13 protein-coding genes are annotated in these 17,116 nt (G+C 39.2%); 9 read left to right on the plus strand and 4 right to left on the minus strand.

What is annotated here, in order from left to right; genetic code table 11:
* Positions 1-495: 495 nt before the first annotated feature.
* Entirely contained in the window at positions 496-1,011 is a 516-nt protein-coding gene (locus tag ACRD64_RS21940; RefSeq protein WP_430936122.1) for a hypothetical protein, read from the minus strand.
* Positions 1,012-1,260: 249 nt separating this feature from the next.
* Here ACRD64_RS21940 and ACRD64_RS21945 point away from each other — a divergent pair, with 249 nt between their 5' ends.
* From ACRD64_RS21945 to ACRD64_RS21955, 3 genes are read left to right on the plus strand one after another with little or no spacing between them, the layout of a single operon-like run.
* Positions 1,261-2,382 carry a lactonase family protein gene (locus ACRD64_RS21945; protein ID WP_430936124.1) on the plus strand — a complete coding sequence of 374 codons (1,122 nt, stop codon included), beginning with the start codon at positions 1,261-1,263 and terminating at the stop codon, positions 2,380-2,382.
* Between the two features lie 46 nt (positions 2,383-2,428).
* Positions 2,429-4,600 carry a DUF3352 domain-containing protein gene (locus ACRD64_RS21950; RefSeq protein ID WP_430936126.1) on the plus strand — a complete coding sequence of 724 codons (2,172 nt, stop codon included), beginning with the start codon at positions 2,429-2,431 and terminating at the stop codon, positions 4,598-4,600.
* Positions 4,600-4,827 carry an Imm17 family immunity protein gene (locus ACRD64_RS21955; protein ID WP_430936128.1) on the plus strand — a complete coding sequence of 76 codons (228 nt, stop codon included), beginning with the start codon at positions 4,600-4,602 and terminating at the stop codon, positions 4,825-4,827. The genes ACRD64_RS21950 and ACRD64_RS21955 overlap by 1 nt, the downstream gene beginning before the upstream one ends.
* Positions 4,828-4,835: 8 nt before the next feature.
* Here ACRD64_RS21955 and ACRD64_RS21960 read toward each other — a convergent pair whose 3' ends face one another.
* Both ACRD64_RS21960 and ACRD64_RS21965 read right to left on the minus strand, forming a co-directional pair.
* Positions 4,836-6,302 (minus strand): sensor histidine kinase, encoded by a 1,467-nt coding sequence (locus ACRD64_RS21960; RefSeq protein WP_430936130.1) that lies wholly within the window; start codon positions 6,300-6,302, stop codon positions 4,836-4,838.
* A gap of 217 nt (positions 6,303-6,519) precedes the next feature.
* The gene (locus ACRD64_RS21965; RefSeq protein ID WP_430936132.1) at positions 6,520-7,245 is read right to left on the minus strand and encodes a YkgJ family cysteine cluster protein; all 726 of its coding nucleotides are present in this window, start codon (positions 7,243-7,245) and stop codon (positions 6,520-6,522) included.
* A 160-nt stretch (positions 7,246-7,405) separates the two neighbouring features.
* Between ACRD64_RS21965 and ACRD64_RS21970 the strand changes: the two genes are divergently transcribed.
* The gene (locus ACRD64_RS21970) at positions 7,406-8,854 is read left to right on the plus strand and encodes a sensor histidine kinase (RefSeq protein WP_430936134.1); all 1,449 of its coding nucleotides are present in this window, start codon (positions 7,406-7,408) and stop codon (positions 8,852-8,854) included.
* 36 nt (positions 8,855-8,890) lie between these two features.
* On the opposite strand, the gene ACRD64_RS21975 is transcribed toward ACRD64_RS21970, so the two are convergent.
* Complete coding sequence (locus ACRD64_RS21975; protein WP_430936136.1) at positions 8,891-9,190, minus strand: hypothetical protein; 300 nt, start codon at positions 9,188-9,190, stop codon at positions 8,891-8,893.
* A 277-nt stretch (positions 9,191-9,467) separates the two neighbouring features.
* On the opposite strand from ACRD64_RS21975, the gene ACRD64_RS21980 reads away from it, so the two are divergent.
* The 5 genes from ACRD64_RS21980 (at position 9,468) to ACRD64_RS22000 (ending at position 17,080) form a co-directional block, all read left to right on the plus strand.
* Positions 9,468-10,703 carry a DEAD/DEAH box helicase gene (locus tag ACRD64_RS21980; RefSeq protein WP_430936138.1) on the plus strand — a complete coding sequence of 412 codons (1,236 nt, stop codon included), beginning with the start codon at positions 9,468-9,470 and terminating at the stop codon, positions 10,701-10,703.
* A gap of 972 nt (positions 10,704-11,675) precedes the next feature.
* On the plus strand, positions 11,676-13,154 hold the full coding sequence (locus tag ACRD64_RS21985; RefSeq protein ID WP_430936140.1) for a xylulokinase: 1,479 nt from the start codon (positions 11,676-11,678) through the stop codon (positions 13,152-13,154).
* A 127-nt stretch (positions 13,155-13,281) separates the two neighbouring features.
* Positions 13,282-14,607, plus strand: a complete 1,326-nt coding sequence (xylA, locus tag ACRD64_RS21990; RefSeq protein WP_430936142.1) for a xylose isomerase — start codon at positions 13,282-13,284, stop codon at positions 14,605-14,607.
* A gap of 94 nt (positions 14,608-14,701) precedes the next feature.
* Positions 14,702-16,099, plus strand: a complete 1,398-nt coding sequence (gene xylE / locus ACRD64_RS21995) for a D-xylose transporter XylE (protein ID WP_430936158.1) — start codon at positions 14,702-14,704, stop codon at positions 16,097-16,099.
* Positions 16,100-16,270: 171 nt separating this feature from the next.
* Positions 16,271-17,080, plus strand: a complete 810-nt coding sequence (locus ACRD64_RS22000; RefSeq protein ID WP_430936144.1) for an SDR family oxidoreductase — start codon at positions 16,271-16,273, stop codon at positions 17,078-17,080.
* The last annotated feature ends 36 nt before the right edge of the window (positions 17,081-17,116 follow it).

Below are 17,116 nucleotides of genomic sequence, written 5' to 3' on the forward strand. Positions count from 1 at the left end.
GAAACGGACTTGAGATAAGATTCGATCAAAAGTTGTATTGGACCGTAGGTTCATTTGAATTAGAATCTTCTATGGGAGAAGCAGCTCGAGAAGCTAAATCAGAACGAAAAGTTAGAAGTGGTATTCAGTAATAAATTATTACTAAGAGCATATCGATTTGTACCTTGATTATAAACTACTTCATCCAAAGTCAAACAGCATGTTGACGAATACTTACACCGTAAATGAAGGTTTGACATAAATAGTATTTCTAACCGCCCAATTCAATCTGTTAAACCCGGATTATGCATTAGAGCTTCGTCGTGAACATTGAAAGTGCAATAAAACAAGGCTTTACTGAAACGAGGCATCACTTGTCCCGATTACTTTCGGGAGCATCGTTATGGTGAGTTGAAAGTGAAGCAGCGGAGTGTCTTGTTTTGAAACAATTTCAATGTGTAATAGATTTTCTAATGCATATTGCGGGTTAAAGTCTTCCGCATATAGTTGTGACAACTATTTTAAAGCATATGTCTGTTCAAAAATTACAAACGTGTTTACATCTGTCATCCATGGTTCTAACGCCAGTTCAGGTTCATCTTCCCCTGCTATAAAAGCTTGTACGTCGGTCATCCATTCTTCAAGTGATAAAGTTGGTTCGTTTAATTCTGGTAAAAATGATTCCATGTCGGTCATCCAGGCTTCCAGTGCAAGTTCAGGCTCTGTTGTCTCAGGAACAAATGCTTCCACATCAGTCATCCAGGCTTCTAATGCTAAGGCAGGTTCCTCGGTTTTCTCTTCCACATAAGTATCTGTATTTAACATCCATTCTTCAATATTTAAGGTTTCTTCAACATTGTTTTCGTTTAATGAATGGATTAAATATTCAAAGTTATAAGATACTACTGGTTCAATGGGCATAGGCTCCATTTTTTCATATTCTGCAGCGAATGCTGTAGTTGATAAAACTATTATGGAAAGAACAAGGGCAAATGTGTTTCTGATTCGGGTATTTAAATTTAAAGTTCTCATGACCTTTATTTTTTAAGTTAATGTTTTAATCACACTTTGGATAAATCAATAGGTGTGCCAGGGTTTGTAAAATCAATATAATGAAGGTGTTGTGTTGGGTGGGTGGAATTTTGGGTTAATGGATAATTGTATAGCTTTGACACAAAGTAATGTACGGAAACGAACAGTGGGGTAGCTCGTGGTTATTTGTTATTGGCTCTTTAAAAAATAATTATCTTTAAGCGTTTTTTAGCTTTTAAACCAGATAGTATGTATAGAATCTCTTTTTTGTTAATAGCACTTGCTGTAATTTGTTCGTGCAGCACACAGCCAGTAAATACAAAAGTTCTGATGTATATCGGAACCACAAATAACGATTCTTTAAAAGGAATTGAGTATTGTTTTTTCGATACGGTTTCGGGAGTGATTTCGCAACCTCAGTTGGCTGATAGTATATTGAACCCTAATTTTTTGGAAGTAGATTCAGAAAACGGATTTTTATATGCGGTAGGTCAAAGGGCAGATAAAACCTCAGTGGTAAGATCTTATAAAGTGGATCAAACTTCGGGACAGGTGGCACGGCATTCAGAGGCTGTACTAAATGGCAAAGGACCTTGCTACGTGGCATTAAGTAAAACTTCAAACGAGTTGATGCTGGCATTTTACGGTTCCGGGGAAGTAAGTGCTTATAAAATAAACAATGATGAATTGGTTTATTCCGAAAGACTGAGCCAGTTAAACCGGATTCAACATTACGGCAGTGGACCTTACGAAAACCGACAGAAAGGGCCCCATGCTCATTCGATTGATGTTGACCCAAACAGCGATTTTATTTATGCAGCCGATTTGGGAGCGGATAAATTGATGGTGTATAGAATGGAAGCCAATGGCTTGGCGACAGTGGATTCCGTGATAGGCAAAATCGGCGCGGGACCACGTCATTTCGACTTTTCACCTGATGGAAAAATGCTGGCTGTACTCAACGAGCTGAATTGTTCGGTGACCACTTTTGCCAAGGATTCAAAGGGAATTTATAAAAGGGAACTGCAAACTGTAACTTTATTGCCGGATACGTTTTCCGGTTTTGCCAAGGCAGCAGACATTCATTTTTCGCCCGATGGCAAGTTTTTATATGCTTCAAACAGAGGATTTGACTGTATCGGCATCTTTAAAGTAAACGATATGAATATTGAATTTGTGGAGTTTGTGACCGAAGGTATCCTATGGCCCAGGAATTTCGCTATCGATCCAAGTGGTAATTACCTGTTGGTAGCCAATCGCGATTTAAATCATATATCGGTATATAAAAGAAACCAAATGACAGGGAAGTTAACTATGTTGCCCGACGTTGCTAACGTTGAACGTCCTATCTGCATTAAATTCTATAAGTAATAAGCCAAAATATTTATCGGCTTTAAGTTTCTTATCTCATTTTGTAATGAAACAGTTTTTTAAGTTTATTGGAATTTTAATTTTAGCAATGGTTTTAGTTGTTTTAGGTGTGTTGGCATATTTGCACTTTGGCAGCAGTGCCCACCGTTCTCCATTGTCCATAATCCCCGATGACGCCGTACTCATTGCAGAAACCGGGAACATTTCGGGGTTAATGGTGGAAGTTACAAATTCCGATTATTGGAACACGATTATAAAAGGAGAATTGTTTCAGGAATTTAAGGAAGGATTGCAGTCGTTCAACACGGCCATTGAAGAAAATACATTGTTAACAAAGGTATTAAACCATCAGAAGGTGTCTGTTTCGATGCATCAGCTATCCGCTTATAAAAGTGACTTTATGGTAGTGATGGATGTGAAAAAATATGGTAACCTGATTCCGAGAATAGCCTCTGTGTTAAAAATGCCTGTGCAAATCAATGTAGTTGACAGTCTAAACCTGTATTCTATTGTGGTAGAAGATTTACAGGAAACAGTGCATGTGGCAGCCATTGATAATTTACTGATAGGGAGCCTTTCCTATCAGTTGGTTGAAAAGACCATTAAAGGAAGATTTGACAGTCCGCTGGATAATTCAATTAAAAAAAACCCGATTACACCTGTTTTTGAAAAAAGACAGCTAAACGTTTATGCAGACATAGGTAAAGTGATGGGCATGTTTGCCAAAGGAGCGGATAATTCATATTTAAGGGGTATCGATTTCTCCGTATTGGGTGGAGATGTGGCTCAATCGTCGCTTATACTGGATGGCTTTACGTGCTATGATGATTCAATCGCATCTTTATTTAACACATTGGCATCGGCAGGTACAGGCGCCCGGAAAGCGGATAAGGTTATCCCTTCGGGAGCTGTGTTTTACACTAATTTTAAAGTAAATGATTTTACATCGTTTTATGATGATTTTTTGTTGCAATATTCCGATCTGGATCCAAACGGGTATTCAAGCTATATGAGCGGGGTTAAGTTGACCGAGTCGTTTTTAGGCATTGATTTAAAAGAGGATGTGTTTGCGTGGATGGATGGTGAAATAGCCATGGCCAAGTTACGCCCGTCGAACAATGCCCGCGAACTGGATTTTGTGATCGCGCTCGGATCGGATGATGTGGAACAGGCACAAGAAAAACTCGATGATATTTCGAAACGTATAAAACATAGGACGGCGGTTCGATTTAAGCAGAAGGAATATAGAAATCATAACATTAACTACTTAAATGTGAGTGGTTTTTTCAGGATGATATTGGGTGATTTTTTTAGGAACAGAGAAAAACCATATTATACTATTGTTGACGATTATGTAGTTTTTAGTAATTCCTCAGATAGGTTGATGGAACTGATCGATAGTTATCTTGTGGGAAACACGCTTCATCGCAATAGTTCGTTTGCAAAGTTTAATGAGCAACTGGAGTTGTATAGTTGCTTAACAGGCTATGTAAATATGCATCGATTGTATGAGCATCTATACTACTATTCGAATAAAGAAGAACGGCAAGAACTTAAAAAATACAAGGAGCTGATGCAGAATATTGGTTTGGTGGGAATGCAGATGTTTCCCGAAAACAAGCAGATGCGAACCCAACTGATTGCAAAACAAGATACCAGCGAGAAGTTTAATTTGGCACTGGAGCAATTGAACCTGTCGGCAGAAGAACTTGTTTTGGAGGAGTTTGATAGTCTTCAGTTTAAAATTGGTTTAGGGGATGAGTTTGCGGATTATAATGGGCATTTGTCGTATTTTATTACCCACCCGGAACGTGTTCAGGATAGTATTTTGATGTATGAAGGACAACTGGATGAAGGCATATTGGACGGCATCTGGAAAACCTATTATATGTCGGGAAATATTAAATCGGCTGTTAATTACAACGATGGGTTAGTGGATGGAACAGCTATTTTTTATTACAACAATGATAAGCATATCATCCGGGCCGAAATACAGTTAGACGATGACATAATGGATGGAACGTACAAAGAATTTTATGCGGATGGCAACATCAAAGCGAGTTTGGAATTTAGAGATGGGCAGCGATGGGGCGATGCTGTTTATTATTATCAGAATGGAGCGGTAAAGATTAACGGCCATTTTAGAAAGAACAGCAGGACGGGTAGCTGGAAATTTTATTCAAGGACAGGTGAATTATTAAAAAAGGAGAATTGGTAATGAGGGAAGACAGTATATTATTAAATGGGTTGTTTTTGCTGTTTGGGTTGGTGTTATTTGTAGCGGCGCTTATCAATTGGAAATATTTTTTCGGTCTGCGCAAGGCACAAATGTTGGTAAATGCCATTGGACTGCCGGCAACCAGGATTATTTATGCCATCTTGGGCTTATTCTTTTCGTTGGTTGGCGCAGACTTGCTTATGGGATGGGGTATTTTTAATTTTTAGAGTGTTTTTCAGTTCTTGATGTAATCGGCTTTGTTTTTATAAGGCACGGTAAAAAAGAATGTAGAGCCAACTCCCGGTTCCGATTCAAGCCACATTTTGCCACCCAGCGTTTCAATAATTCCTTTGCAAATAGGAAGTCCCAGTCCGGTACCTTCTTTAACCTGGTGTTCACCTTCAATTTTAACAAAGCGCTGAAATACCTTGGACTGATCTTCTTTTGAAATGCCAATACCTTTATCTTTTACATAGCAAAGCACTGTGTCATTGTTAATCCAGTATCCTGCAGTAACTTCACCCTGCTTAGTGAATTTTAGCGAGTTGTTGATTAAATTAATGAACACTTGTTTTAAGCGAAGGGGGTCACTTTGTATATGCAGAGGTTTGGTTTGCCCGTAGTAAAATACAACAGGAATATGATTTTTGGAAAGATTATCAAGCTTATATGTATTCTGGATTTCAGTTAGTAGTTCGTTTAAGTTAAAAGGTAATATAGAGTGTTTTAGCTGGTTTGATTCAATCATGGAAAAATCAAGCACGTTTTCAATGATACCTAGCAAATAACTGCCGTTCTGACTAATGGTATTCAGGTATTCTTTTTGTTCCAGGTCATTTTTATATAAATCGTTTATTACTAATTCCGAAAACCCCATGATTGAATTGAGTGGTGTTCGGATTTCGTGACTCATATTCGCCAAAAACAGGGTTTTGAGCTTATCCGCTTCTTCAGCCTTGGATTTGGCTTCGCCTAGTTTTTCAATCTTATCTTCGAGCTGATGCTGTAAATCTATCTGATGGTTAATGGTTGATTCCAACCCTCTTACCAGTATGGCCAAGGGTATGGATGACATAGAACTCACCGCCATAACGTTAAAGGAATTGGTGAGCCAGGGTAAAACTTTATAATCGGCAATCGTAAGATAACCAAACAAGTTGAGGTGCAGGCCTAAAGCGATGGATGTGATAAATAGAAATATTATAATCAGACTGTTTATGGCCCCTCTCAATCCTAACAACAAAGCACTAATTACCGAAAACTCAATAATATAGGGGAAACCGGCCTCCACCTGTCCCAGTATAAGAGTAAGTCCTATACCCAGGATTAAAACAATTCCAATAGTACAATAAAAACGATATACAAGAGAAATGCGCTTTGAGAATACAATGTAAAGGACAGAGCCGTATGCAAATGTGTTCAATCCTGCAATAATATATACGTGTTCGGTAATGGATAGGTACATGCCGAGCGCGTAGGGAATAATACCAAAAAAGCCCATTATAAGCAGTATTATTTTGAATACTTGTTCGCGCCAGGAATCACTACCAACGGGATGTGATTTAATACCTTGATCAATGATCTTTTGTAGCCAATAGTTCATGTTGTAAATTAGGTTGATGCGGAAAGGTAATAATAATTGAACGAAATCTTTGGAATAATCGTCATATTTATTTAAAGTATTGGCATACCCTAATTTCACGCCTATTGATTATGGCAATAGAATTAATCCGTGGATGAAGGAAATGATCTTTGCCTCCAAACAGTAATTTTGCGTCCTATTACGCTGGATTACGTAAAAGGATTTCAGCTATAACCAGTATTGCATAAGTACATTCCGGACAAAGAAACTTTCTGAAGGCCAGATAGGGAATCTATTTAATTTTAACCGGACACCAAGGATAAGAAAGATAAACTATTTACTTATGCTTGCTTTCGGCATTAAAGCTATCCTCGACAAGCCATTTCTTATAAAAATCAGGATTTTTAAACAGTTTAACCATAAACTCTTCAATGGTGAGCTCCTCCATTTTTCGTCCCTTGCCTTTTAAAAATCCCACAAAACCTTCATTCATATACTTTCCTGCTTTTAACAGAAAATCGAACAACTCAGGGAAAATATCCTTGTTACCGGGATTATCATATTTTTTTTTGCAAGAAACTTTGCTGGCCGATAAATAGATACGGCAGGCCATGGGTCTTACCGGATAGATAGAACAAGCTCCATCGGATAAAAATGCACATGGATGAATGATGTTTTGCTTTTTCTCTTCAGGAAGATTTTTGGTTTTTTTAAGTTTTTTTTCGGCGTTATTGCGGAAGGTTTCTAGTTGTTTCCGGTCAGATGTTTGGATTATGTATTCGTATATAAGTAAGGCTTCCTGGGTAGTCATATATACGGGCTGGTGGCAGCACCAGTTACAGCCTTTTTCGCAAGCAATGGGCTTGTGCTGCTGGTGGGTTCGCATAGCAAACGATTGGGTGAGCTGGCTGATGGCATTGTACTGACTTTGCATACCCTTGAATAAAGGTGTTAAGTTATCAAAGTCCGTAACTTCCCTGGCGGCAATAGTGTATCCGTCTTTATAAAATGTGAGGTTTCTTTCTTTATCGTTGAATTGTGGCTCGTTATTTTTATCCGTCATCTCGCACCAAATGTGTTTGTGAATTTTGAGGCAAGGTACGTTTTTTTGAAGAAATGATAAGGTATAACATCAAAACACCATTAATTGCGTTATCAGGAAAACATTTTGTAGTTTTTTGCGTACAATTGTAGTTTTAAAACCTCTAACGCACCTAATAAATATGATGAGATACCATTCACTTTTATCGACAGAAGATGCAGATTGGGGGGAGCGACAGGTAATTCGGTTTAGATGGATATTGGTGAGTGCCATTCTTGTTTTGATCGGATACATCTTTCTTTCCGGAGAAGTGGAGCGAGGACTAATTTCTCTTAGTTTGGCGGTCGTCTATATTTTCTATAACTCCATACTTAATGCATTACTGCGAAGGTTTAAAGGGGCTACCTGGATACGGTATATCTCATCTACAATTGATGTAACCATACTTTCGTTGCACATTTTCAATTACAGTTATTTTTTTACGCCTATTGCGGTATCGACGGCACCTTCGCTTTTCGTTTATGCCATCCTGATTTTGCTATCGGTATTAAGGTACGATGGCTGGCTGGTGATTTATACCACTGCCTACGTGGTGATCTGTTCGAACATAATATATTTTGTTCGATACCCTAATATTGATCCGGCTCTTTTTTCACAGGTTGCCTCAGCCGGACCGGAGGGTGCAGTGTATAGAAGTGTCTACTTTATTTTGATGGGGTATTTTATGTTTAGTATCCCCAAGATGATTAACCGACTGGTGGAGAAACAAAATGTTGTAAATAAGGAAAGGCGGGAAATTGAGATTAAGTTGGTGCTGGAAACGCTGCGAAAAGAAATGGCCATGCAAAGTGTGATGAAAGAACAGCAACTGAACAATCAGCTAGATAGTCATAAACAGTTTATTCAACGTCAAAACAAAGAGTTGGAAAAGTTAAATGAAACCAAGGACAAGTTGTTTTCTATTATCGGTAAAGATTTAAGACCTCCATTTTGCATTCAAAGTTCATTGTCTGAGTTATTGAAGCACGACATTGATCATATTGATAAAGAAGTGATGTTGGAAAATATAAAAACTATCCATAGAGCAGCAAATAATGCACTCGATATGCATTCTAATTTGATGGATTGGTACTTGACCCAAAACAATGCTTTACATCCTCAACCGGTTGTTGTTAATATAAAAAAGATGATCGATAAAGTAATTGAAGGTCAATCTGAGATGTGGAATGCAAAGGGAATCACCATTAATCAATCGGTAAGTGAGGAAGTTTTGGCTTATACCGATGAACGGATGTTTGAAAAAGTACTCATAAACCTTATTAGCAATGCGGTTAAGTTTACACCAAATAACGGAGAAGTACTTATTAAGGCTAATATGTCTGAAAATGATTGTTTGGTTGAAGTTATAGATAACGGAATTGGCATGAATGAGCAACAGGTTGAGGAAATATTTTTATTAAATAAGACCATTTCTTCCCTGGGAACAAATAACGAAAATGGCACAGGACTGGGATTAGTACTATGCAAAGAAATGATAGATAAGAATAATGGCAGCATTAATGTAAATAGCCACCCTGGCGAGGGCACACATTTTGAGGTATCCTTGCCAGCAGGTTTTAGCCGTAATTAATTTTGGAGCTGTCTTTAAAATGATAACAGAAACGGGTTAATATTTATAGGCGCACCAATTTCTGCTTTCCTTGGTAGGTGACTTGTCGTGAATAAGGCTGTCCAGGAACTTGCCAAACATTTTTTCATCACGTTCCTTTAGCGCATCATTATATTCTTCTATGGCATTTTGGAGCTGCGAAAAAATTATTTTTGCGTCGGACTCTTTAAAACTGTTAATCGTCAAGTTCTTTAATGAGAGGTAAGAATATTCGTTCCCTGTAACCTTGTTAAGTTGAGTCAAAAGCCCATCTCGCTTGTTGATAATCAGTTGAAATTTTCGTGCCCACTTTTCCATTGTATTTCTTTTTTGATTTCAATTGATAATGTACAAAGAACCTAATTGAAAGGAAAGCGTATTGTGAAAAAAAATAACAAATTATTCCTATTTTTTTGGGCGGTTTGTGTAACATACATAAATTCAGACGTATGGGGCGAATAGATGAAGGATCAGGGAGGGCTTTTAGGTTCGGATATGTAATAATTACAAAAAAATCGGAACCCATTGGTTATGTAACTTTTATAAAGCGGTATTTAAAAGTATCTTTGCCGCAATATTTTATCGAGAAAGGATTATGAAATTTGAGGATTATTCCATTGCATCAGAAATAAAAACCAGCTTGGCAAAGCTAAATTACCGAAGACCGACCGATATTCAATTTAAATCAATACCTCCCATATTAAAAGGAGAAGATGTATTGGCGATTGCACAAACGGGGACAGGTAAAACGGCAGCATTCGCTATTCCTGTAATTAACCAGCTGCACATGCGTAAAATTAAAGGCCGCATGGATGGTATTAAGTGTTTGGTTATGGTGCCCACCCGTGAGTTGGCCATTCAGATTCATCAGGTTTTTGAAACCATTGGCAAGCATACAAGGGTGAAATCGTTTTGTGTTTTCGGTGGTGTAGAAGAAGGACCGCAGATTGCCAGACTGGAAAAGGGAATTGATGTGTTGATTGCTACCCCGGGTCGAATGTTCGATTTAGCAAGCCGAGGTTTTATCAAGCTCGACAGGATTGAGATTCTTATTCTGGATGAGGCTGACCATATGTTGGATTTAGGTTTTATCAAAGATATCCGCGATTTAATGACCTATCTGCCCAAGAAAAGGCAAACACTTTTCTTTTCGGCCACCATTAACGAGACCATTAAAAAGCTGGCATATTCCCTGGTTCGCAATGCTATACGTATTCAGGTCTCACCAAAAGATCCTGTCGCACGCAATATCGACCATTCGGTAACGTATGTTGAAATGGATGATAAACGCTTTTTTCTGGAACGTTTAATCAAGGAAAATGAAAACAGTAAAATATTGGTGTTTGTGCGCACTAAGGTGAGATGCGAGCGGGTGGAAAAAGCTATGGAAAGAGTAGGTATCGAGGCTAAATCGTTGCATGGAGGCAAAGAGCAAGACGAGCGTAAAAAAGTGTTGGACTTGTTTCGTAAAGGTGAGATCAAAGTGTTGATTGCAACAGATGTTAGTGCGCGGGGAATCGATATTCCGAGCGTGGAATTTGTGGTAAACTATGATTTACCCGAACTGTCCGAAAACTACGTTCACCGCGTTGGCCGAACAGGCAGGGGTAAGGAAAAAGGGCAAGCTATTACATTTTGTAGCGAGGAGGAAAAGGATATACTGGCTGAAATAGAAGGCTTTTTGGGTAAACCCATTAAACGCTTGGAAATTGATAAGGAAGATTATTCGCATACTATCGATTTCTCGGCAGAGAGCCATGCCGATTGGAAATCACTCATTAATGAACACGAGGAAAATTTGGCAAAATATAAACGTAAAAAAAAGAAGTAAGATTACTATAAATTATAGTATAAGCCCCGGTTAGAAATAGCCAGGGCTTTTTTATTTAGTTTTCCCTTTGGCCAAGCTTCTTATTAAACCCGGATTATGTATTGGAGGTTCGTCATGAGCATTGCAAGTACAATAAAACAAGGCATTGCTGAAACGAGGCATCACTTGTCCCGATTACTTTCGGGAGCATCGTTCTGGTGAGTTGAAGTGAGGCAACAAAGTGTCTTGTTTTAAAGTAATTTCAATGTGTAATAGAATTTCTAATGCATATTGCGGGTTAAAGATAACCACACTATCTATTAAGTTGTATTGTAATTTGATAACCTTTTGGGTCTGTCTCAATAGTCAAACAAAATCAAAGTCAACCTACAAATTGTAAGCGCCATGTATAAAATCCATTCCCTTAAACCCGTAAGTTATGGGTAAGTACGCTGACAAATGCAACGAAGGGACATACCGATTCAAGAATCTTAATTATTTCGCGAGGCGGTGGGTTGGGAATTTGTACGTCTATTGTTTTGCAATCGGTAAGTTCTACTGTTATAATAAAATATTTTCGGGACAGCCCCAGGTCTTGATTCCTTCTGACAACTATAATTACGCAGAGGATTTTCATCAAGGGCTAGCTCGCCATACCCAATCCCCAAGTAAGGATTTTTTGGTTACAACTATATGTCTCACTCCGTTCCGTCAATGACCGGCCTATACGTCCCGTAATCGATTAGAAAGGTTGCAAAGAGGAAATGTTTTAAAGGAATCCTATGTTGTTCTGCTTCCTGTTCTGGTTAATGGCCAGTTGTTTAGCTTCAATCTAAATTAATATTTTATCATGGTCGTGCAGGCCTTGTAGTTTCTGGTAATACCAGTTTTTGAAATGGCTGTCGCTAAAAAAAAACTTAAAATGGCTTGCGTAAAACATTAAAGCATGTAAATTTGCAAACAGAACAGACCAGAACGGATAAAAATAATGTCATGCAACTATTAGGATTTGATATAGGAAGTTCATCGGTGAAGGTATCGGTGCTTGATGTTGAAAGCGGAGCAACAGTTTCCTCTGCACAATACCCCGAAAGGGAAATGGAGATTACTGCGGTAAAGCCGGGATGGGCGGAGCAGGATCCTGAATTATGGTATCAAAACCTAAAAAAGGCAGGTCAGAAGGCATTGGCTCACGCCGATGTTAAAAAAGATGAGATTAAAGCCATTGGTATTTCATACCAGATGCATGGTTTGGTTGTAGTAGATAAAGCAGGCAAGGTATTGCGGCCATCCATTATTTGGTGCGATAGTCGTGCCTCGCAATATGGAAATAAAGCATTTGAAGATTTAGGAGAGGAGTGGTGTTTGCAAAACCTGTTGAATTCTCCAGGTAATTTTACTGCCTCAAAATTAAAGTGGGTAAAAGAAAACGAACCCGACGTATACAGCCGGATTGATAAAATCATGCTGCCGGGCGATTATATTGCTTTCCGTATGACGGGAGAAGCGTTAACCACCATATCCGGTCTTTCGGAAGGTATGTTTTGGGAGTTTCCTAAAGATGGCGTTTCTGACAAACTGATGGCGTATTATGGGTTGGAAAAATCTTTTGTACCTGAAGCCAAAACTTCATTCTGCGACCAGGGAACGATTCTTGATGCTGTTGCAGAGGAATTTGGATTACCCAAAGGAATTAAAGTAACCTACAGAGCAGGTGACCAGCCAAACAACGCCTTCTCGTTAAACGTCCTGAATCCGGGTGAGGTAGCGGCCACGGGAGGTACTTCGGGTGTTGTTTATGGTGTTACCGATAAAAATGTTTACGATAACGATTCCAGGGTAAATGCTTTTGCGCATGTAAACCATAAAATGCCAACGCCAAGTTTAGGTGTACTATTGTGTATCAACGGAACAGGTATCTTAAACTCCTGGATGAATAAGAATGTAGGTAAAGAAGTAAGCTATCCGGAAATGAATGACATGGCGGCTGGCGTACCTATCGGATCGGAAGGTTTAACTATACTACCCTTCGGAAACGGCGCCGAGCGTATTCTTAAAAATGTGGACTATGGTTCTCAAATCAATCACCTTAACTTTAATGTTCACAGTCCTGCGCATATGTACCGTGCAGCGCAAGAAGGTATCGCTTTCTCTTTCAAATATGGAATGGACATCATGGCGGATATGGGAATTAAGAGTGAATTAATTCGCGCAGGGCAAGCCAATATGTTTTTGAGTCCCATCTTCAAGAACACGGTTTCCAATATTTCCGGAGCGACTATTGAGTTGTACAATACGGATGGTTCGGCTGGGGCTGCCAGAGGGGCAGGTGTTGGTGCCGGAATCTATAAATCGTTTGAAGAAGCATTCGGAGGATTGAAAAAGGTAGATACCATAGAGCCAAATCAGGCTGATGTTGCAGCAACATCAGAAGCCTACGAAAGATGGAAAGAAGCACTGAATAAATTGTAAACAACAAAAGCATTATTGAAGCTCTTCTCTTTGGAGTTAGTGCTTGCCCATTGATTTTGGAGCTGATGCCCTTTACATATAAGAATTTAAACAAATAATATAATTATTAATCTCTAAAACAGAAGTAATGGACGTTTTAATTGGTAATAAGGAATACTTTAAAGGAATAGAAAAAATTAAGTTTGAAGGACCGGAATCGAAAAATCCTTTGGCTTTTAAATGGTATGATGAAAACCGTGTGGTGGCCGGGAAAACGATGAAAGAGCACTTGCGCTTTGCCATTGCTTACTGGCATACTTTCTGTGGTGACGGTGGTGACCCATTTGGTCCGGGAACACAAAAATTTGCCTGGGATGTGGCTTCAAGCGAAATGGATGCTGCCAAGCAAAAAATGGATGCTGCTTTCGAATTTATCACAAAATTAGGTGTTCCTCATTATTGTTTCCATGATACCGACCTTGTTGGAGGTGGCTCAGTTTTAGATATTGAGAAAAAATTAGCGCAAATTGTTGATGTAGCTAAAGAAAAGCAAGCTGCTTCGGGCGTTAAGTTGCTTTGGGGTACCGCTAATGTATTCTCTGACCCTCGTTATATGAACGGAGCTGCTACCAACCCTGATTTTAATGTGGTGGCTAACGCAGGTGTTCAAATAAAAAATGCTATCGATGCGACTATCGCTCTTGGCGGTACTGGTTATGTATTCTGGGGAGGACGTGAAGGTTATATGAGCCTGCACAATACCAATATGAAACAAGAGTTGGATAACCTTGGCCGTATGCTGGGAATGGCTCGTGATTATGCACGTAAGCAAGGATTTAAAGGTACTTTCTTTATTGAGCCTAAACCTATGGAGCCAACAAAGCACCAATACGACCAGGATGCACATACTGTTATTGGATTTTTGAAAAACTATGGTTTAGATAAAGATTTTAAATTAAACATCGAAGTGAACCATGCTACTTTAGCCGGGCACACCATGGAACACGAATTAAGGGTAGCTGCGGACAATGGAATGTTAGGTTCTATTGATGCCAACAAAGGTGATTACCAAAACGGATGGGACACGGATGAATTCCCAACAAACATCACCGAGTCAACATGTGCTATGCTTGAAGTATTGCAAGGTGGTGGTTTAATTGATGGTGGTATCAACTTCGATGCAAAAGTGCGTCGTAATTCAACTGACCTGGAAGATATCTTTATCGCTCACATTGGTGGTATGGATGTGTTTGCCAGAGCATTGGTTATCGCTGATAGAATCATGCAAGAATCGGATTACTTGAAAATGAGGGCAGATCGTTACGCTTCATTTAATTCAGGCAAAGGTGCTGAGTTTGCTGCGGGTGGTTTAACACTTGAAGATCTTGCCAAAATTGGTAAAGAAGTAGGTGAGCCGGCCATGTTAAGCGGAAAGCAAGAGCTTTACGAGCAAATGATGAATTGGTATATGTAGATTATATTTTTAAACCGGGGCGGACTGATCACCGCCCCGGTTTATTTCTATTCCTCACCTCAACTTTGTAAGTTATAAATCACAAAAAACTAATATTAATCTACATCATATGAATCAAAAAAATAATATAGGCTATATCATACTATTAACATTGGTAGCCACCTTAGGGGGCTTGTTATTTGGTTATGATACAGCGGTAATATCCGGGGCTGAAAAGTCCATTCAGGCTTTCTTGATTAAAGGTCTGAATTTAAGCTCGTTTGTGCATGGAGCAACTGTGTCAAGTGCTTTAATTGGTTGTATAATTGGTGGAGCCATTTCTGGTTTATTAGCGTCGCGTTTAGGACGTAAGAAATCGCTATTGGTTGCAGCCATTTTATTTTTCATCTCCGCCTTGGGGTCTGGAAAACCGGAGTTTCTATTTTTTGAACCAGGTAAAGCGACCATGGGTTTGCTTTATATGTTCAATTTCTACAGAATAATTGGAGGTATCGGTGTTGGTTTAGCTTCAGCGGTTAGTCCAATGTATATTAGTGAGATTGCTCCGGCTCATATTAGAGGAAGACTTATCTCGTTTAACCAATTTGCTATCATTTTTGGTATGTTGGTGGTGTATTTTGTCAACTGGAGAATTGCAAAAGGACAATCTATAGAATGGATTAATAATATTGGTTGGCGTTATATGTTTCTATCGGAATCAATTCCTGCCGCTTTATTCGGATTACTGGTATTGTTGGTGCCCGAGACACCCCGATATTTAGCAATGCAAGGACACGATAGTAAAGCTTTGTCTATTCTGGAAAGGATTAATGGAAAAGAAGCAGCTCAAAATATTCTGGAAGAAATTAAAGGAACAGTACAAAAGCATTCTGCAAAATTGTTCTCTTATGGTAAGATAGTTATTGTAATAGGTATACTCCTTTCTGTTTTTCAGCAATTTGTAGGGATTAATGTGGCCTTGTATTATGCCCCTCGTATTTTTGAAAGTATGGGCGCTGCTAAAGATGCTTCCATGTTACAAACGATTGTAATGGGATTAATAAATGTCATATTTACGGTGGTGGCTATTTTAACGGTGGATAAATGGGGACGCAAACCTTTGTTAGTTACGGGTTCTATTGGTATGGCGATTGGTATGATTGCGATTGGTATGTTAGCGTTTATGGAGGTAATTGGAATAAGTACATTGGTATTTATTATTATTTATACGGCTTCATTTATGATGAGTTGGGGTCCTATTTGCTGGGTGTTAATCGGTGAGATATTCCCCAATAAGATAAGAGGTAAGGCAATTGCAATTGCAGTTGCGGCGCAGTGGTCAGCCAACTACTTTATCTCATCAACTTATCCTGCTATGATGGAGTTTAGCGGAGGAGCCACTTACATGTTTTATGGTGTAATGAGTATTCTGTCTGCAATATTCGTCTGGAAAATGGTTCCTGAAACAAAAGGGAAGACCTTGGAAGAAATGGAAGGCTTGTGGGAGAAGTAGTGTTGTAGTCCAATCATGGGTTAAAGCCCTTTAGGGTTCTTGATTCGTGTTTTTCTCTATATACTAAGAATTTATAATAAGATAGTTGTTTTTTACCCCTAAAGGTAAGTTGGCCGGCACGTTCGGTGGACTTACCTTTTTTTTTTACTTTTGCCGACAAAATAATTTACCATGCAAAATAAAGTAGTCATTATCACAGGGGCCTCTTCTGGAATTGGGCTAGCCCTGGCTAAAGAGTTTTCTCGCCGCGGATCGAAACTGGTACTGGCGGCCAGGTCTGCCGATAAGCTAAAACAAGTGGGAGAGGAACTAAAATCAGCAGGTACCGAAGTCATCAGCGTGACTACCGATGTAAGCAAAGAAGAGGATTGTAAGAAGCTGGTGGAAAAGTCCGTGGAGGTTTTTGGGCGGATAGATGTATTGATCAATAATGCCGGATTGTCGATGCGGGCACTTTTTAAAGATGTGGATCTTTCTGTGCTCAAGCAATTAATGGATGTCAATTTTTGGGGAACGGTTTACTGCACCAAATATGCACTTCCGTATTTGCTGGAATCCAAAGGTTCGGTAACAGGTATCTCTTCTATTGCAGGTTTTATCGGCTTGCCTGCCCGTTCAGGCTATTCGGCGAGTAAATATGCTATGCATGGTTTTCTGGAAACCCTGCGGGTAGAGAACCTCAAAAATGGTTTGCATGTTTTAATTGCGGCTCCCGGCTTTACCGCTTCTAACATACGAAAAACAGCTTTAACGAATGATGGTTCCCAGCAGGGAGAAACCCCAAGGAAAGAAGACAAAATGATGACTGCGGAAGAAGTGGCCTTGCGCGTGGCCAATGCCATCAAAAAGCGTAAAGCTACCCTTATACTGACCTTTGTGGAGGGAAAGCTGACCGTATGGTTGAAAAAATGGATGCCCCGAACCCTGGAAAAACTAACCTATAACCATATGGCCAAAGAGCCTGATTCGCCGCTTTCATAGTCAATATTCTCATAGTTATTTGTCGTTAGCCAAACG

It is taken from the genome of Saccharicrinis sp. 156 (assembly GCF_050589685.1).
Classification (GTDB): Bacteria; Bacteroidota; Bacteroidia; order Bacteroidales; family Marinilabiliaceae; genus Saccharicrinis.

What these genes read in the sequence shown, in the direction of transcription:
- ACRD64_RS21940 (WP_430936122.1), bottom strand. Translation starts at nt 1,011, where the DNA reads ATGAGAACTTTAAATTTAAATACCCGAATCAGAAACACATTTGCCCTT.
- ACRD64_RS21980 (WP_430936138.1), top strand. Translation starts at nt 9,468, where the DNA reads ATGAAATTTGAGGATTATTCCATTGCATCAGAAATAAAAACCAGCTTG.
- xylA (WP_430936142.1), top strand. Translation starts at nt 13,282, where the DNA reads ATGGACGTTTTAATTGGTAATAAGGAATACTTTAAAGGAATAGAAAAA.
- ACRD64_RS21970 (WP_430936134.1), top strand. Translation starts at nt 7,406, where the DNA reads ATGATGAGATACCATTCACTTTTATCGACAGAAGATGCAGATTGGGGG.
- ACRD64_RS22000 (WP_430936144.1), top strand. Translation starts at nt 16,271, where the DNA reads ATGCAAAATAAAGTAGTCATTATCACAGGGGCCTCTTCTGGAATTGGG.
- ACRD64_RS21985 (WP_430936140.1), top strand. Translation starts at nt 11,676, where the DNA reads ATGCAACTATTAGGATTTGATATAGGAAGTTCATCGGTGAAGGTATCG.
- ACRD64_RS21965 (WP_430936132.1), bottom strand. Translation starts at nt 7,245, where the DNA reads ATGACGGATAAAAATAACGAGCCACAATTCAACGATAAAGAAAGAAAC.
- ACRD64_RS21955 (WP_430936128.1), top strand. Translation starts at nt 4,600, where the DNA reads ATGAGGGAAGACAGTATATTATTAAATGGGTTGTTTTTGCTGTTTGGG.
- ACRD64_RS21975 (WP_430936136.1), bottom strand. Translation starts at nt 9,190, where the DNA reads ATGGAAAAGTGGGCACGAAAATTTCAACTGATTATCAACAAGCGAGAT.
- ACRD64_RS21950 (WP_430936126.1), top strand. Translation starts at nt 2,429, where the DNA reads ATGAAACAGTTTTTTAAGTTTATTGGAATTTTAATTTTAGCAATGGTT.
- ACRD64_RS21945 (WP_430936124.1), top strand. Translation starts at nt 1,261, where the DNA reads ATGTATAGAATCTCTTTTTTGTTAATAGCACTTGCTGTAATTTGTTCG.